The sequence below is a fragment of the Pseudomonas sp. NFACC45 genome, from assembly GCF_900113505.1.
GTDB lineage: Bacteria > Pseudomonadota > Gammaproteobacteria > Pseudomonadales > Pseudomonadaceae > Aquipseudomonas > Aquipseudomonas tehranensis.
Genome location: NZ_FOPO01000001.1, coordinates 183,995 through 200,299, shown reverse-complemented (window position 1 = coordinate 200,299; position 16,305 = coordinate 183,995). Strand labels below are relative to the sequence as shown.

The following is a 16,305-nucleotide window of genomic DNA, read 5'->3' as shown; positions in this document are numbered from 1 at the left end:
TCACGGATGAGTGCGCACAAGAGGCGCGGCGTAGCGAGTGTAGTTGCGCACGCCCATGGCAACAATCCTGTATATGCGCCATTCATCACGCCTTTTGCCGTCGCGATGGCGTTCTGTCGTGGTTGTGTCTAGACTGGCCGGGTTCTTGTCGGGGTGCCTTGCTATGAGGCTGAGATCGAATAATTTCGGATCCCGTTGAACCTGATCAGGTTAGCGCCTGCGTAGGGAACAAGATTTCTCGTCACCCGGCGAGTCCTCTTGTGCTTCGTCCGGGATGTTGTTCGACAATCGACTTTCGATCTCGAGCATCATCAAGCATCGAGCACAGCATCCGCACAGTCGTGCAAGGGTGCGTCCATTCGTTACAGGTTCGCTCCGACAAAAATCCACTGCCTGGATGTGTGTCTGGAGAGCCCGTGATGACGACAAAATCAAAAAACGCGACCAACCTCAGTGATTCGGCCAAGGTCGATGAGCAATCGGTTCAGCCCTTTACCCGCTCGCAAAAAATCTATGTCCAGGGCAGCCGCCCGGATATTCGCGTGCCCATGCGCGAAATCAGCCTCGACGTGACCCCTACCGATTTTGGCGGTGAAATCAACGCGCCGGTGGTGGTGTACGACACCTCGGGTCCTTACACCGACCCGAACGTGATCATCGACGTGCGTAAAGGCCTGGCTGATGTGCGTTCTTCGTGGATCGAGAGCCGTGGCGACACCGAGCGCCTGGCGGGCCTGAGCTCCAACTTCGGCCAGGAACGCCTGGCCGATCCCGAACTGACCAAGCTGCGCTTCGCCCATGTGAACAACCCACGTCGTGCCAAGCCGGGCGCCAACGTCAGCCAGATGCACTACGCGCGCAAAGGCATCATCACCGCCGAGATGGAATACGTCGCCATCCGCGAAAACATGAAGCTGGAAGTGGCCCGCTCCGCCGGCTTGCTAGAGCAGCAACACGCCGGCCACAGCTTCGGCGCCAGTGTGCCGAAAGTGATCACCCCGGAGTTCGTGCGTGATGAAATCGCCCGGGGGCGCGCGATCATTCCAGCCAACATCAACCACACCGAACTGGAACCGATGATCATCGGCCGTAACTTCCTGGTGAAGATCAACGGCAACATTGGTAACAGTGCGCTGGGTTCTTCCATCGAAGAAGAAGTGGCGAAGCTGACCTGGGGCATCCGCTGGGGGTCGGACACGGTCATGGACCTGTCCACCGGCAAGCACATCCATGAAACCCGCGAGTGGATCATCCGCAATTCGCCCGTGCCGATTGGCACCGTGCCGATCTACCAGGCCCTGGAAAAAGTCGGCGGCGCGGCCGAGGACCTGACCTGGGAGTTGTTCCGCGACACGCTGATCGAACAAGCCGAGCAGGGCGTCGACTACTTCACCATCCATGCCGGCGTGCTGCTGCGCTACGTGCCGCTGACCGCCAAGCGCGTCACCGGCATCGTCAGCCGTGGCGGTTCGATCATGGCCAAGTGGTGCCTGGCGCACCACAAAGAGAACTTCCTCTACACCCACTTCGAAGACATCTGCGAAATCATGAAGGCCTACGACGTCAGCTTCTCGCTGGGCGATGGCCTGCGTCCGGGCTCGATTGCCGACGCCAACGACGAAGCGCAGTTCGGTGAGCTGGAAACCCTCGGCGAGCTGACCAAGATCGCCTGGAAGCATGACGTGCAGTGCATGATCGAAGGCCCGGGCCATGTGCCGATGCAGCTGATCAAAGAGAACATGGACAAGCAGTTGGAGTGCTGCGACGAGGCGCCGTTCTACACCCTCGGCCCGCTGACCACCGACATCGCCCCGGGCTACGACCACATCACCTCCGGCATCGGTGCGGCGATGATCGGTTGGTTCGGTTGCGCCATGCTCTGCTACGTAACCCCCAAAGAACACTTGGGGCTGCCGAACAAGGATGACGTGAAGACCGGGATCATCACCTACAAGATCGCCGCCCACGCGGCCGACCTTGCCAAGGGTCACCCAGGCGCGCAAATTCGCGACAACGCCTTGAGCAAGGCGCGTTTCGAGTTCCGCTGGGAAGACCAGTTCAACCTCGGCCTGGACCCGGACACCGCCCGCTCGTACCACGACGAAACCCTGCCGAAAGACTCGGCCAAGGTCGCGCATTTCTGTTCGATGTGCGGGCCGAAGTTCTGCTCGATGAAAATCACCCAGGAAGTGCGCGAGTACGCGGCCAACCAGCGCATTGAAGCGGTGGATGTCGATGTCGCCCAGGGTTTGGCGGAACAGGCTGAGCGGTTCAAACAGGAAGGTAGTCAGCTTTACAAGAAAGTGTGATCTGAGCTGAGGGCGGCGGTGTTTTCACCGCCGTCATCGCGAGCAGGCTCGCTCCCACAATGGATCTCGGTCGTTCACAAATCTTGTGTTCACCGCAAGTCCCTTGTGGGAGCGAGCCTGCTCGCGAAAGCGGTCTATAGAACGACAAATATCCCTCTGAGATAACAACCCTTGAACATCCAACCCAGCACCTACTCCCCCGACACCGCCGTGCCCCTGGACAAGCGTGTCTTCGGCGCCCGCGATCTGTTTTCCCTGTGGTTCTCCCTCGGCATCGGTTTGATGGTCTTGCAGGTCGGCGCCTTGCTCGCGCCGGGTCTGGGCCTGAGTGGTTCGTTGCTGGCAATTTTTCTCGGCACGCTGGTGGGCGTCCTGTTACTGGCGGCCGTCGGCGTAATTGGCAGCGACACCGGCCTGTCGGCCATGGCCGCCCTCAAGCTCAGCCTCGGCGGCAAGGGCGCGAGCGTGCCGGCGGTGTTGAACCTGCTGCAGTTGATCGGCTGGGGCTCATTCGAAATCATCGTCATGCGTGACGCCGCCAGCCTGCTCGGCGCGCGGGCCTTCAGCGAGGGGAGCCTGGGGTCGAATCCGCTGCTGTGGACGTTGTTTTTCGGCGCCCTGGCAACCCTGCTGGCGGTGAGTGGGCCGCTGACGTTCGTGCGTAAGGTCCTGCGCAAGTGGGGTATCTGGCTGTTGCTGGCAGCATGCATCTGGCTGACCTGGAACCTGTTCGCCAAGGCTGATCTGGTGGCGTTGTGGGCGCGGGCGGGCGATGGTTCGATGCCGTTTGCCGTCGGTTTCGATATTGCGATTGCCATGCCGCTGTCCTGGTTGCCGCTGATTGCCGACTACTCGCGCTTCGGCAAGCGCGCAAAAAACGTCTTCGGCGGCACCGCGCTGGGGTTCTTCATCGGTAATTTCTGGCTGATGAGCCTGGGCGTGGCCTACACCCTGGCGTTCGCGCCGAGCGGTGAAGTGAACGCGCTGCTTCTGGCCCTGGCGGGCGCCGGGCTGGGGATCCCACTGCTGCTGATTTTGCTGGACGAGTCGGAAAATGCCTTTGCCGATATTCACTCGGCGGCGGTGTCCAGCGGCATGCTGACGGGGTTGAAAGTCGAGCACCTGGCCTTGGCGATTGGGGTGGTCTGCACCTTGATCGCCTGCTTCGCACCGTTGGCGCAGTACCAGAACTTCCTGTTGCTGATCGGCTCGGTGTTCGCGCCGCTGTTCGGTGTGGTGCTGGTGGACCACTTCATCCTGCGCAAACGCAGCAGTCATGTGTTGTCGTCTGCGTTGCGCTGGCCGGCACTGTTGGCCTGGCTGGGCGGGGTGAGCACTTATCACCTGCTGGCCAACGTGTATCCGGACATCGGCGCGACCCTGCCGTCGCTGGTCCTGGCAGGGTTGCTGCAACTGATACTGGGTCGGGCGTTCAGCTACGGCCGGGGAACAGCTCGGGCTTGAGGATGCCATTGAGGCGTGGGTAAGCGATCTTCAGTTCGATGTGGCCCAAGGCGTAGGGCGCGATGGTGCTCACTTGGTACTTGAGGATCACCCCGCCGTAGGTCAGCGCCACGTTCGGGGTTTTCTGGAACGGCCACTGCTTCACGAACTCCGGTTCCTGATCCAGTTTGGTGCTGATCAGCCAGCTGTTGTGGGCGACCTGCGCGGCTTTCCAGAACGCTTCTTCCTGGCCCGGCAGCAGCATGTCCGACAGCGTCAACACCTTGTGGTGCTGGCGCGAATAGTTGATGAAACCGCGCCCCGGCGTGCCGTGGGCACCGCCGGTGTCCAGGTAGCTGGACAATTCGATGATCACCAGGCCGTCATGTTGCTCGCGTACTTTGGCCTGCAAATAGCTGCTGTTGCGCGGCGCTGCGCTGCGCAAAAACTGCTCGCGGTAGGCGGCCAGCGTTGGCGCCACTGGGGCGTCCGGCGTGGTGCGGGTCATTTGCAGCAGGCGTTTCTCGATAATGCCGTCCAGGGCTGGCTCGGCGGGAAAACGCAGGGTGTCAATGTTGACCAGAGGACAGTCAGCGCTGGCGCAGCCGGGTTGCAATTGTTCCGAGGCATCGCGGGTGGTTTCCAGCGGAGCGCGGTAGTTGGGTTGGAACAGGCTTTGGCAAGCGCCCAGGGTCAGGGCAATAGCGGCCACGCAAAGGGTTTTGAAAAGCGACATGGGCGTCCTTCATGAAACAGGGAAAGGCGAAAAGTTACCCGCTTCGACTGTCGGCAGGGCAATCAGTTCGCCACTAAGCTCATTAGAGTGGCTTTGAGGGCAGCCGTCTATCCCGATGACTGCAAAGGGGCTGCATCAAACGGTACGGGCGCGTTAGGATGGCGCGAAGCCGAGGCAGGAGCCTCGCATCGATCCGCTGCAAACGAGGACAGTCATGACCGATTTCGCCAACGCCACACCGAGCGCCGTGGACATCGTAAAGCGTGAAAACTGCTTTCAGGGTTTCTACAAGCTCGATCGCGTCCACCTGCGCCACGAGTTGTTTGCCGGTGGCATGAGCCGTGAAATCAGCCGTGAACTGTTCGTGCGTCATGACGCGGTGTGCGTGCTGCCCTACGATCCGCAACGCGATGAAGTGGTACTGATCGAGCAGTTTCGCGTCGGCGCCATTGGCAAGACCACCAATCCCTGGCTGGTGGAACTGGTGGCCGGCCTGATCGACAAGGACGAGCAACCGGAAGAAGTTGCTCATCGCGAAGCGCAGGAGGAAGCTGGGCTTGTCTTCGCTGCGCTCTGGCCGATGACCAAGTATTTTCCATCGCCGGGCGGCAGCAATGAATTCGTGCATCTTTATTTGGGGCGTTGCGACAGTGCGGGGGCCGGTGGCCTGCATGGGCTTGTGGAAGAAGCCGAAGACATTCGTGTGAAGGTCTGGGCTTTTGAAGATGCCTTGCAAGCAGTGCGCGACGGGCAGATCTGCAACGCGGCCAGCATCATTGCCTTGCAATGGCTGGCCTTGAATCGCGATGAAGTGAGGGGGCTATGGTCTTAAGCAAGCTGCGCGACCGTTATCGCGTCGATCTGGTCGGGTTGCAGGCCGCCTGCGAGGCCAACTACGCCCGCTTGATGCGCTTGTTGCCGGACATGCGCAACGACCCCGCGCCCCGGCGCATCGCCGTGACCCATGGCGACCAGATGCTCGGTGTGCTGGCCCTCGAAGTGCTGCAGACCTGCCCGTACACCACCACACTGCAAGTGCGCCAGGAACACAGCCTGCCGTGGCTGCCGGTGCCGCAGTTGGAAGTGCAGGTCTATCACGATGCGCGCATGGCCGAAGTCGTCAGCGCCGAACATGCGCGACGCTTTCGCGGCATCTATCCTTACCCCAATGCGTCAATGCACCAGCCGGATGAGAAGGCCCAGTTGAATCTGTTCCTGGGTGAATGGCTGAGTCATTGCCTGGCGCTGGGTCATGAGTTCGAAGTCGTTCGGTAGTGCGTGGTCTGTGAACCGGTTCCGGTTCGTGGGTTTCCCCTTTCGATCTTCCCCAGCATAATTGCCGCTTCATCCAATGGCGTGGTCGCGCCTGGGAGAGAGCGATTTGCCGAGCGTATCCACCTTGACCACCGCCGATGCGGCGCTGCTGGTCCAACTGTCCGACAGTCACCTGTTTGCCGAGGCCGACGGCTCGCTGCTGGGCATGAACACTCGCGACAGCTTGCGGGCGGTCATTGATCTGGTTCTCAAGCAACAGCCGAAGATCGACCTGATGCTAGCCACGGGGGATTTGTCCCAGGACGGGACGCTGCAGTCCTATGAGGCGTTTCGGCAACTGAGTGCGCGTATCGACGCGCCGGCGCGGTGGATTCCCGGTAACCATGATGAGCCGCAGGTGATGCTTGAGGCGGCGGTCAAGAGTACGTTGCTCGATCCGGTGGTGGACATTGGCAATTGGCGGGTGACGATGCTCGATTCTGCCGTGCCGGGTTCGGTGCCGGGGTTTTTGGCTGAGGAGCAGTTGATTCTGTTGGCCAATGCGTTGAGTGAGGCGCCGGAGCGGCATCACCTTGTTTGTCTGCATCATCATCCGGTGTCGATTGGGTGTGCGTGGATGGAGCCGATTGGGTTGCGTAATCCGGAGGCGCTGTTTGCGGTGCTGGATCGGTTTCCTCAGGTGCGTGCTGTTCTGTGGGGGCATGTGCATCAGGAGGTTGACCGGGTGCGTGAGGGGGTTCGGTTGTTGGCTTCGCCTTCGACTTGTATTCAGTTTGAGCCGGGGAGTGAGGATTTTGCGGTGGGCTCGCAGGCGCCGGGGTATCGGTGGTTGCGGCTTTGGCCGGATGGGCGGTTGGAGACGGGGGTTGAGCGGTTGGTTGGGTTTGCTTTTACCCCCGACTATGGCTCCAACGGATATTGAGTTTTGATTGAGTACATATCCATTGCTGCGGTAACGGCGGCTTATGGTTCCGCCCTTACGGCGGGTCACTTTTGGAAGAGCGCCAAAAGTAACCAAAAGCGCTTTGCCCCACCACTTGGTGCCTCGCCTAGGCTCGGCATGCCCTCACTCCGGCATTGCTCCGTGGGCCGCCGCGAAGGGCCATCCATGGCCCAGCGCGGCTAACCCGGCATCCATGCCGGGTTGCCCACTGCGCAATGCCTGCGTTCGGCCAGCGTGGTTAACGGGGCGCCAAGATCAACGTCCGCCGCGAGGCGGCCTGATAGCCGGCCTGGCTCTTGCGGGGGGTGTACACCCATCAGACTTGTTTGAGCAGGATCTGTGGGAGCAAAGCTTGCTCGCGAGGCGGCCTGATAGCCGACCTGGCTCTCCCAGTTGTACTCCGGTCCAATTGTGGGAGCGAGCTTGCTCGCGAAGGCGGCGGTAGATTCAGCATGGATGCAAGCAGACCCATCGCTATCGCGAGCAAGCTTCGCTCCCACAAGATTGGCGGTGGGCACTGATCTTGTAAACGACCGAAATCCGTGTGGGAGCGAGCCTGCTCGCGATGGCGGCCTGACAGCCGGCCTGGTTCTTGCGGGGGGTGTACACCCATCAGACTTGTTTGAGTTGGACCTGTGGGAGCAAAGCTTGCTCGCGAGGCGGCCTGGTAGCCGGCCTGGCTCTCCCAGTTGTACTCCGGTCCAATTGTGGGAGCGGGCTTGCTCGCGAAGGCGGCGGTACATTCAGCATTGATGCAAGCAGACCCATCGCTATCGCGAGCAAGCTTTGCTCCCACAAGATTGGCGGTGGGCACTGATCTTGTAAACGACCGAAATCCGTGTGGGAGCGAGCCTGCTCGCGATGGCGGCCTGACAGCCGACCAGGGTTGTGGGAATGGTCGGACACCCGTCCTGACGCAAGCAGATTTTTCCGACGAGCTCTGGCGGTTGCCGGGTGGGAAGAGCTGTCGCTAGTCTTTTTCCGTCGCTGCAAATTCAGCGGCCGGGCTTGGAAATCCGATAAGTAGACGGCGCGAAAGCGCCCTTCATAACGTATGCTTGCGGTCGTTTTTTGACCATGCTTTCGTTATGGCGGCTGTGCGCGGGAGACCTTCGGGTCTGTCGGGCTCGTTTACCCCGGTTTTCCAACCTGCGTACGGCTGCCACCCCCTCGCTTGGAAACGAACGTGGTAGCTCCAACCAGTAAACGGAGTGTCACCCTATGTTCAAAGCCACACCCAATCCCCCCGAAACCGATCCCTCATCAGCCCATGCCGGTCTCGACCCCCAAAAACTCGATGAAGCCGCCAAACGCGCCATCGACCATTATCTCGACCCCAAGTCTCAAGCCAAAAAGAAACCACCCTCAAGCCAATTGTTCTCTGTCGCGGAGAGCGCAGACACCGAAACCCTCCTAGCCAACCTCAGCGAAACCCTAGCCTCCGCCAACGCCATGCTCGGCGACCTGACCTTCGATCTGGAAGGCTCGCGTCGGCATTTCGCCCTGGGAGTCCAGCAGATGATCGAACTCAGTGAATTGTTGGCGAACCGGGCGTTGGACATCGTCGATCCGCGCTAACGTCAAGCGTAAGCATTGTGTGGGAGCACCTGAGTGTGTCATTCAACATTGATGTCGGCTGACCCGACGCATTCGCGAGCAAGCCCGCTCCCACAGTTTGATCGAAGTACAGCCGGGAGAAACAGGTCGGCTATCAGGCCGCCTCGCGAGCAAGCTGTGCTCCCACAGGTCCTGCTCAAACAGGTCTGACGGGTGTACACCCCCCGCAAGAACCAGGCCGGCTGTCAGGCCGCCTCGCGGAGGACGTTGATCTCGGCGCCCCGTTAACCACGCTGGCCGAACGCAGGCATTGTGGAGTGGGCATCCCGGCATGGATGCCGGGATAGCCGCGCTGGGCCATGGATGGCCCTTCGCGGCGGGCCCACGGAGCAATGCCGGAGTGAGGGCATGCCGAGCCTAGGCGAGGCACCAAGTGGTGGGGCAAAAGCGTTTTGCTTACTTTTCGCCGGGCCGCGCAGGCTTCTCAAAAGTGAGCCGCTGTAAGAGCGGAACCCTAAGCGGCCGTTACCGCAAAAATGGATATGTACTCAGTCAGACCGCCATCGCGAGCAGGCTCGCTCCCACAATTGGATCGAAGTACAACCGGGAGAAACAGGTCGGCTATAAGGCCGCCTCGCGAGCAAGCTTTGCTCCCACAGATACCGTGATCGACTGATCATCGAAGGCGCCAAGAAGGTCAAATCCCCCAAACCCCCACAATCTCCCTGTAAACTCCGCCCTTTGCCCAACACCCAGGGAGTCGGCAATGTCGGGTTCGATCCTTTATATCCACGGCTTCAACAGCGCCCCAGCGTCGACCAAGGCCCGTCAGTTGATCGACGTAATGGCCCGCCTGGGCCTAAGCGACCGCCTACAAGTCCCCGCCTTGCACCACCACCCGCGCCAGGCCATCGGTCAGCTGGAGCAGGCGATTGAACAACTGGGTCGCCCACTGCTGGTCGGCAGCTCGCTCGGCGGCTACTATGCGACTCACTTGGCCGAGCGCCACGGGCTCAAGGCCCTGCTGGTCAACCCTGCCGTCAGCCCGCATCGGATGTTTGACGGTTACCTGGGCACGCAGAAGAATTTGTACACCGACGAAACCTGGGAGTTGACCCACGACCACGTTACGGCCCTGGCCGAGCTGGAAGTGCCGGCACCCCAGGATCCGCAGCGGTATCAGGTATGGTTGCAAACCGGGGACGAAACGCTGGATTATCGCCACGCCCAGCAGTATTACCGCGCCTGTGCCTTGCGCATCCAGGCCGGCGGCGACCACAGTTTCCAAGGGTTTGCCCGACAGTTGCCGGCGCTGTTGAGTTTTGCCGGCATTGGCGCCGATTTGTACCAGGCGATCGACTTCACGTCGCTGTGAGCCATCGCCTCTTTTTCATTGAACACTGACGACGAGACCCCATGGCCACTCCCAGCGCTAGCTCTTATAACGCAGACGCCATCGAAGTCCTCTCGGGCCTCGACCCGGTGCGCAAGCGCCCCGGCATGTACACCGACACCAGTCGGCCGAACCACCTTGCCCAGGAAGTCATCGACAACAGCGTCGACGAAGCCTTGGCCGGGCACGCACGTTCGGTGCAGGTCATCCTGCATGCCGACCATTCGCTGGAAGTCAGCGACGACGGCCGCGGTATGCCGGTGGATATTCACCCTGAAGAAGGCGTGTCGGGCGTCGAGTTGATCCTCACCAAGCTCCACGCGGGCGGCAAGTTTTCCAACAAGAACTACCAGTTCTCCGGCGGTTTGCACGGGGTGGGTATTTCCGTGGTCAACGCCCTGTCGACCCTGGTCCGCGTGCGGGTCAAGCGTGACGGCAACGAATACCAGATGACCTTCGCCGACGGCTACAAGGCCACCGAACTGGAAGTGGTCGGCACCGTCGGCAAGCGCAATACCGGGACCAGCGTGTATTTTGCCCCGGACCCCAAGTATTTCGATTCGCCGAAATTCTCCGTCACCCGCCTCAAGCATGTGCTCAAGGCCAAGGCCGTGTTGTGCCCTGGGCTGCTGGTCAGTTTCGAGGACAAGGCCACTGGCGAGAAAGTCGAGTGGCATTACGAAGACGGCCTGCGCTCTTATCTGGTGGACGCGGTCAACGGTTTCGAACGCCTGCCTGACGAGCCGTTCTGCGGCAGCCTGGCCGGTAACAAGGAAGCGGTGGACTGGGCGCTGTTGTGGCTGCCCGAAGGGGGTGAAAGCGTTCAGGAGAGCTACGTCAACCTGATCCCCACGGCCCAGGGCGGCACCCATGTCAACGGTTTGCGCCAGGGTTTGCTCGATGCCATGCGCGAGTTCTGCGAGTTCCGCAACCTGTTGCCCCGTGGCGTGAAATTGGCGCCGGAAGACGTCTGGGAGCGCATTGCCTTCGTCTTGTCGATGAAGATGCAGGAGCCGCAATTCTCCGGCCAGACCAAGGAGCGTCTGTCGTCCCGCGAAGCGGCGGCGTTTGTTTCCGGGGTGGTCAAGGACGCGTTCAGCTTGTGGCTCAACGCCAACCCGGAAACCGGCCTGGCCCTGGCGGAGTTGGCGATCAACAACGCCGGTCGGCGTCTCAAGGCCAGCAAGAAGGTCGAGCGCAAACGCATCACCCAGGGCCCGGCCTTGCCGGGCAAGCTCGCTGACTGTGCCGGGCAGGACCCGATGCGTTCCGAGCTGTTTTTGGTGGAAGGTGATTCCGCCGGCGGTTCGGCCAAGCAGGCGCGGGACAAAGAGTTCCAGGCGATCTTGCCGTTGCGCGGCAAGATCCTCAATACCTGGGAAGTGGACGGCAGCGAAGTGCTGGCCAGCCAGGAAGTGCATAACATTGCCGTGGCCATCGGTGTCGATCCGGGCGCTGCGGACATGAGCCAACTGCGTTACGGCAAGATCTGCATCCTCGCCGACGCCGACTCCGACGGGCTGCACATCGCCACCTTGTTGTGCGCCTTGTTCGTCCAGCATTTCCGCCCGCTGGTGGACGCCGGTCACGTCTACGTGGCGATGCCGCCGCTGTACCGCATCGACCTGGGCAAAGAGATTTACTACGCCCTGGACGAGGCCGAGCGCGATGGCATTCTTGATCGTTTGGTGGCCGAAAAGAAACGCGGCAAACCGCAAGTCACCCGATTCAAGGGCCTTGGCGAGATGAACCCGCCGCAACTGCGCGAAACCACCATGGATCCGAACACGCGCCGCTTGGTGCAGTTGACCCTGGATGATTTCGAAGCGACCTCGGAAATGATGGACATGTTGCTGGCGAAGAAGCGCGCTGGCGATCGCAAGTCCTGGCTCGAATCCAAAGGGGACCTGGCCGAGGTGCTGGCCTGATGCGCAACGGTTTCGCCCTGGCGTTGTTGCTGTGGGCGGGGGTGGTGGTCGCAGGTCCTGCACCGCAATTGAAGTTGCTGTCCGAGCATGCCGTCGAGGATTTGCGCGGCGGTAACTTGTCCGGGCTGGCCGTGTGCGGCGGCGAAATGTGGACGGTGTCGGATCGCGATGATGATCGGATCTACCGCCTCAACTCCTCTGATGCGCCGGTCTGGCAGGCAGAAGCCGTTGAAATTCAGGTGCCGCCGGTGCCCGACAGCGGTTTACCGTGGGGGTTGAGATCGCGGACCTGGGCGGCGTCGTACCTGCGCGGTGGCGAACTGGATTTCGAAGGCATCAGCTGTGACAGCGCTGGCAATCGCTATGTGGTCAGTGAATCCCATGCCGCGGTGTTGCAGGTGTCGCCGACGGGCACCGCGTCCTGGTTGAAAATTGCACCGGTGATGATCCGTCAGGCGCGGGCCAGTGGCATGTTGCTGCATTTCAATGCGTTGTTTGAAGGCCTGGTGGTAAATCCTGCCGGCGATCAGTTGTGGTTGGCGGCGGAGCGTGAACGCCGCGGCCTATTGCTGATCAAGCGCCAGCAAGCCGTGTGGGATTGTGATGGCAATTGCGTGCTGCTGAGCGAAGCGGGGAAAGAGATGCAGCCGGTACAGTTCCCCAATGCCACGGCGGTATCGCGGGATTTCGCCGATCTGTCACTGTTCGACGGCAAGCTGTTTACCCTGGAGCGCAACGCTTATCAGATCTGCCGGCGTGACGCGCAAACCGCTCAAGTGGAGCGTTGCTGGTCGTTCGCCGCCGAAGCGCTGCAGGAAAACCGTCGTTATTCACAGGACTACGGCTTGGCCGAAGCGCTGGTGGTGGACGCCGAAGGCGCCTGGGTTGGCCTGGATAACAACGACGGCCCCCGGGCCGACGGTGAACGTCGGCCGATCATCTGGCGCTTTGCCGCGCCGGCCGGTGGCTGGGGCGCCACGCCATGAGCCAGCAACCGCCGGGCAAGCGCGCCGGACGGGTGTTGATGATACTGGCCTGGTGCGCGGCGCTCTTTCTGGCGACGCGGTTTTTTGCCCAGTGGGAGCAGCGTGCGCAGAATCCCAATACCGAGGTGTATTCGCAAAAGGGTGAAGGTTTTATCGAGGTGAAGCTGGTCAGCAATAAACAGGGGCATTTTGTCGCCAGCGGCCAGATCAACGGCCAACCGGTGGACTTCATGCTCGACACCGGCGCCACGGACGTGGCGATCCCGCAGGAGCTGGCCGCGCGCCTCAAGCTGGAAAAAGGTTTCGGTGTGACGTTGAGCACCGCCAACGGTTTGAGCGAGGGTTATCGCACCCGCATCGACCGTTTGCAATTGGGTGACATCGTGTTGCGCGATGTCCGTGCCCTGGTGGCGCCAGGCCTGGGCGGCACGCAAGTGCTGCTGGGCATGAGCGCCCTGAACAAACTTGAATTTACCCAGCGCGGCGGCACCATGTTGCTGCGCCAGACAACGAACTGATGAGGCCCGCATGAGCGACATTCTTGCAGACAGCTTAGACGGCGTAGAGCGCCGGTCGCTGGCTGACTTCACCGAAAATGCCTACCTCAATTACTCCATGTACGTGATCATGGACCGCGCCTTGCCGCACATCGGCGACGGCCTCAAGCCGGTTCAGCGGCGGATCATCTACGCCATGAGTGAGCTGGGGCTGGATGCCGACTCCAAGCACAAGAAGTCGGCGCGTACCGTCGGTGACGTGCTCGGCAAGTTCCATCCCCATGGCGACTCGGCCTGCTACGAAGCCATGGTGCTGATGGCCCAGCCGTTCAGCTACCGCTACACCCTGGTGGACGGCCAGGGGAACTGGGGTGCGCCAGACGATCCCAAGTCTTTTGCTGCCATGCGTTACACCGAGGCGCGGCTGTCGCGTTATTCCGAAGTGCTGCTCAGCGAGCTGGGCCAAGGCACCGCAGACTGGGGGCCGAACTTCGACGGCACCCTCGATGAACCCTTGGTGTTGCCGGCACGTTTGCCGAACATCCTCCTCAATGGCACCACCGGCATCGCCGTGGGCATGGCCACCGACGTGCCGCCGCACAACCTGCGGGAAGTGGCAACCGCCTGCGTGCGCCTGCTGGATGAACCCAAAGCGACGGTGGAGCAGCTCTGCGAGCACATTCAGGGCCCGGACTACCCGACCGAAGCGGAAATCATCACCCCGCGCGCCGACCTGCTGAAGATCTACGAAACCGGTCGCGGTTCGGTGCGTATGCGCGCGGTGTACCACATCGAAGATGGCGACATCATCGTCACTGCCCTGCCGCACCAGGTTTCCGGAGCCAAGGTTCTGGAACAAATTGCGGCGATGATGCAGGCAAAACCGTCGAAAGCACCGCAAGTCGCCGACCTTCGCGACGAATCCGACCACGAGAACCCGTGCCGGATCGTGATTATTCCGGTCAACAGTCGGGTTGATCATGACGCGCTGATGCAGCACCTGTTTGCCAGTACCGACCTTGAGTCCAGCTACCGGGTCAACATCAACATCATCGGTCTGGATGGCAAGCCGCAGCTGAAAAACCTGCGGGCATTGCTGGTGGAATGGCTGGAGTTTCGCGTCAAGACCGTGCGCCGGCGGCTGCAATTTCGCCTGGACAAGGTCGAGCGTCGCCTGCACCTGTTGGACGGTTTGCTGATTGCCTACCTCAACCTGGATGAAGTGATCCACATCATCCGCACCGAGGAGCACCCCAAGGCCAGCCTGATCGCGCGTTTTGCCTTGAGCGAAATCCAGGCCGACTACATTCTCGATACCCGCCTGCGGCAACTGGCGCGGCTGGAAGAGATGAAGCTGCGGGCCGAGCAGGATGAATTGCTCAAGGAGCAGGCCAAGCTGCAAGCTTTGCTGGGCAGCGAAGCCAAGCTCAAGAAGCTGGTGCGCACCGAACTGCTCAAGGATGCTGAAACCTACGGCGACGATCGTCGTTCGCCCATCGTCGAGCGCGCCGAAGCCAAGGCGCTGAGCGAACATGATCTGTTGCCGAACGAGAAAGTGACCGTCGTGCTGTCGGAAAAAGGCTGGGTACGCTCCGCCAAGGGTCATGATATTGACGCCGCGGGGCTTTCCTACAAGGCGGGGGACGGTTTCAAGGCACTGGCGGCCGGGCGTTCCAACCAGTTTGCGGTGTTCGTCGATTCTACCGGGCGCAGTTATTCGGTGCCGGCCCATACCCTGCCATCGGCTCGCGGCCAGGGCGAGCCGCTGACCGGTCGATTAACTCCACCACCGGGTGCAACTTTTGAATGCGTGCTGATGCCTGATGATGACGGGCTGTACGTTATTGCGTCGGACGCCGGCTACGGGTTTGTCGTCAAGGGTGAGGACCTGCAAGCCAAGAACAAGGCGGGCAAGGCGTTGTTGAGCCTGCCGAATAACGCCAAGGTCATAGCGCCGCGACCTGTGTCCGATCGTGAGAACAACTGGCTGGCTTCGGTGACGACTGAAGGTCGGTTGCTGGTCTTCAAAATCAGTGACTTGCCGCAGCTGGGTAAAGGTAAGGGCAACAAGATCATCGGTATTTCCGGCGAACGGGTAGCCAGTCGTGAGGAATATGTCACGGATATTGCAGTGTTGCCGGAAGGCGCCACGCTTGTGCTACAGGCTGGAAAGCGTACGCTTTCGTTGAAGGCAGACGATCTTGAACACTACAAAGGTGAACGCGGTCGGCGGGGCAATAAGCTTCCGAGAGGGTTTCAGCGGGTCGATGCACTGCTCGTCGAAAACCTCAATTAAGCGTGCTAGAGCGCTCGGTCTGCGATTAAAAGCCGCAGATCGGCACTTTCGCGCTGGAGTCGGAGCGCATATTCACGGATGATAGGCCCTTTCAAGCGCCGGCGTGGCCGAGCGTTCTTCATATTGACCGAGTTTTTTTTCACTGTGGTAAGCCTTGTGGCTGCCACCTGGACGGGACGATGACTGCTCTGCGCCTTCCTATTTTGTGGCTCGCCGGCCTGCTTGGCCTGGCGGGCTGTAGCGTCAATCAGCCAGTGTCGCTGTATCAACTCGACAGCGGAAACCCGGCCCAGCCTGCACAAAGCGCAGGCATGGCGGTATTACTGGGCCCGGTATTGATTGCCGATTACCTGCAACGTGAAACCCTATTGCAACGCCAACCGGACGGCAGCCTGCAAGCCGCCACCGACGGTCGTTGGGCCGGCAGCCTGTCGTCGGACATTGATCAGCTGTTGCTGCGTCAGGTCGCCGGGCATCTGGACAGCCAGCGCGTGGTACTTGCGCCAGCCACCCAGGGCTTTACCCCAGATGTACAGGTGTTGTTGTCGATTACTCGGCTGGACTCGGGCGAATCGCAACCGGCGGTACTGGATGCCCAGTGGCGCCTGATCGATCGTCGCGGCAAGGTTCGCGAGAACCGTATCATTCATCTGCAAGAGCAACATGCCGGCGGTACCGCTGCGCAGGTTCAGGCTCAGGGTGTGTTGCTGCAACGTCTGGCCGAGCAACTGTCCGTGGCGCTCAAGCCTTTGGCCAACCAGCCTCCTATCGCAGATGTGCCGCGCAAATCGGCGCCTGCAGCGACCAAAAAGGTCGAGAAGGAAAAGGACAAGATTCCAATGGCCTTGCCGATCCGTACGGACATGGAAGTGTTCAGGTTCTGATGGTTGAACTGGATGCAAAACAAAGCCCGCATTGATGCGGGCTTTGTCGTTTCTTGTG

The 16,305-nt window shown here is 60.9% G+C and carries 13 protein-coding genes and 1 riboswitch; of the genes, 12 read left to right on the top strand and 1 reads right to left on the bottom strand.

Features of this window, described 5'->3' with window-relative positions; genetic code table 11:
• The first annotated feature begins 139 nt into the window (after positions 1-139).
• Positions 140-245: riboswitch (TPP riboswitch) on the top strand.
• 174 nt (positions 246-419) lie between these two features.
• Positions 420-2,309 (top strand): phosphomethylpyrimidine synthase ThiC, encoded by a 1,890-nt coding sequence (gene thiC, locus BM132_RS00890; RefSeq protein WP_092452406.1) that lies wholly within the window; start codon positions 420-422, stop codon positions 2,307-2,309.
• Between the two features lie 171 nt (positions 2,310-2,480).
• Positions 2,481-3,773 (top strand): putative hydroxymethylpyrimidine transporter CytX, encoded by a 1,293-nt coding sequence (cytX, locus tag BM132_RS00885; protein ID WP_092452403.1) that lies wholly within the window; start codon positions 2,481-2,483, stop codon positions 3,771-3,773.
• Here cytX and BM132_RS00880 read toward each other — a convergent pair.
• Complete coding sequence (locus BM132_RS00880) at positions 3,742-4,488, bottom strand: DUF3298 domain-containing protein (protein ID WP_092452400.1); 747 nt, start codon at positions 4,486-4,488, stop codon at positions 3,742-3,744. The two genes, cytX and BM132_RS00880, sit on opposite strands and share 32 nt — an antisense overlap.
• Positions 4,489-4,702: 214 nt before the next feature.
• Here BM132_RS00880 and BM132_RS00875 point away from each other — a divergent pair, with 214 nt between their 5' ends.
• The 10 genes from BM132_RS00875 to BM132_RS00815 all read left to right on the top strand — a co-directional run bounded on the left by BM132_RS00875 (position 4,703) and on the right by BM132_RS00815 (position 16,247).
• Positions 4,703-5,320 carry an NUDIX domain-containing protein gene (locus BM132_RS00875; RefSeq protein ID WP_076382912.1) on the top strand — a complete coding sequence of 206 codons (618 nt, stop codon included), beginning with the start codon at positions 4,703-4,705 and terminating at the stop codon, positions 5,318-5,320.
• Positions 5,311-5,763 (top strand): DUF1249 domain-containing protein, encoded by a 453-nt coding sequence (locus BM132_RS00870; protein WP_024781420.1) that lies wholly within the window; start codon positions 5,311-5,313, stop codon positions 5,761-5,763. The genes BM132_RS00875 and BM132_RS00870 overlap by 10 nt, the downstream gene beginning before the upstream one ends.
• A gap of 106 nt (positions 5,764-5,869) precedes the next feature.
• Positions 5,870-6,685: a 3',5'-cyclic-AMP phosphodiesterase gene (gene cpdA / locus BM132_RS00865; protein WP_092452397.1), complete on the top strand. Its 816-nt coding sequence runs from the start codon at positions 5,870-5,872 to the stop codon at positions 6,683-6,685.
• Between the two features lie 1,242 nt (positions 6,686-7,927).
• Positions 7,928-8,284, top strand: coding sequence for a DUF6124 family protein (locus tag BM132_RS00850; RefSeq protein WP_092452394.1), 357 nt, complete (start codon positions 7,928-7,930; stop codon positions 8,282-8,284).
• A gap of 745 nt (positions 8,285-9,029) precedes the next feature.
• On the top strand, positions 9,030-9,638 hold the full coding sequence (locus tag BM132_RS00840) for a YqiA/YcfP family alpha/beta fold hydrolase (protein WP_092452391.1): 609 nt from the start codon (positions 9,030-9,032) through the stop codon (positions 9,636-9,638).
• A gap of 41 nt (positions 9,639-9,679) precedes the next feature.
• On the top strand, positions 9,680-11,584 hold the full coding sequence (parE, locus tag BM132_RS00835; protein WP_047227288.1) for a DNA topoisomerase IV subunit B: 1,905 nt from the start codon (positions 9,680-9,682) through the stop codon (positions 11,582-11,584).
• Positions 11,584-12,570: an esterase-like activity of phytase family protein gene (locus tag BM132_RS00830; protein ID WP_092452388.1), complete on the top strand. Its 987-nt coding sequence runs from the start codon at positions 11,584-11,586 to the stop codon at positions 12,568-12,570. Before parE ends, BM132_RS00830 begins: the two co-directional genes overlap by 1 nt.
• Positions 12,567-13,088 (top strand): retropepsin-like aspartic protease family protein, encoded by a 522-nt coding sequence (locus BM132_RS00825; RefSeq protein WP_076382906.1) that lies wholly within the window; start codon positions 12,567-12,569, stop codon positions 13,086-13,088. The genes BM132_RS00830 and BM132_RS00825 overlap by 4 nt, the downstream gene beginning before the upstream one ends.
• A 10-nt stretch (positions 13,089-13,098) precedes the next feature.
• Positions 13,099-15,363, top strand: a complete 2,265-nt coding sequence (gene parC / locus BM132_RS00820) for a DNA topoisomerase IV subunit A (protein WP_092452385.1) — start codon at positions 13,099-13,101, stop codon at positions 15,361-15,363.
• A 179-nt stretch (positions 15,364-15,542) separates the two neighbouring features.
• Positions 15,543-16,247: a PqiC family protein gene (locus BM132_RS00815; protein ID WP_092395718.1), complete on the top strand. Its 705-nt coding sequence runs from the start codon at positions 15,543-15,545 to the stop codon at positions 16,245-16,247.
• Positions 16,248-16,305 lie beyond the last annotated feature (58 nt).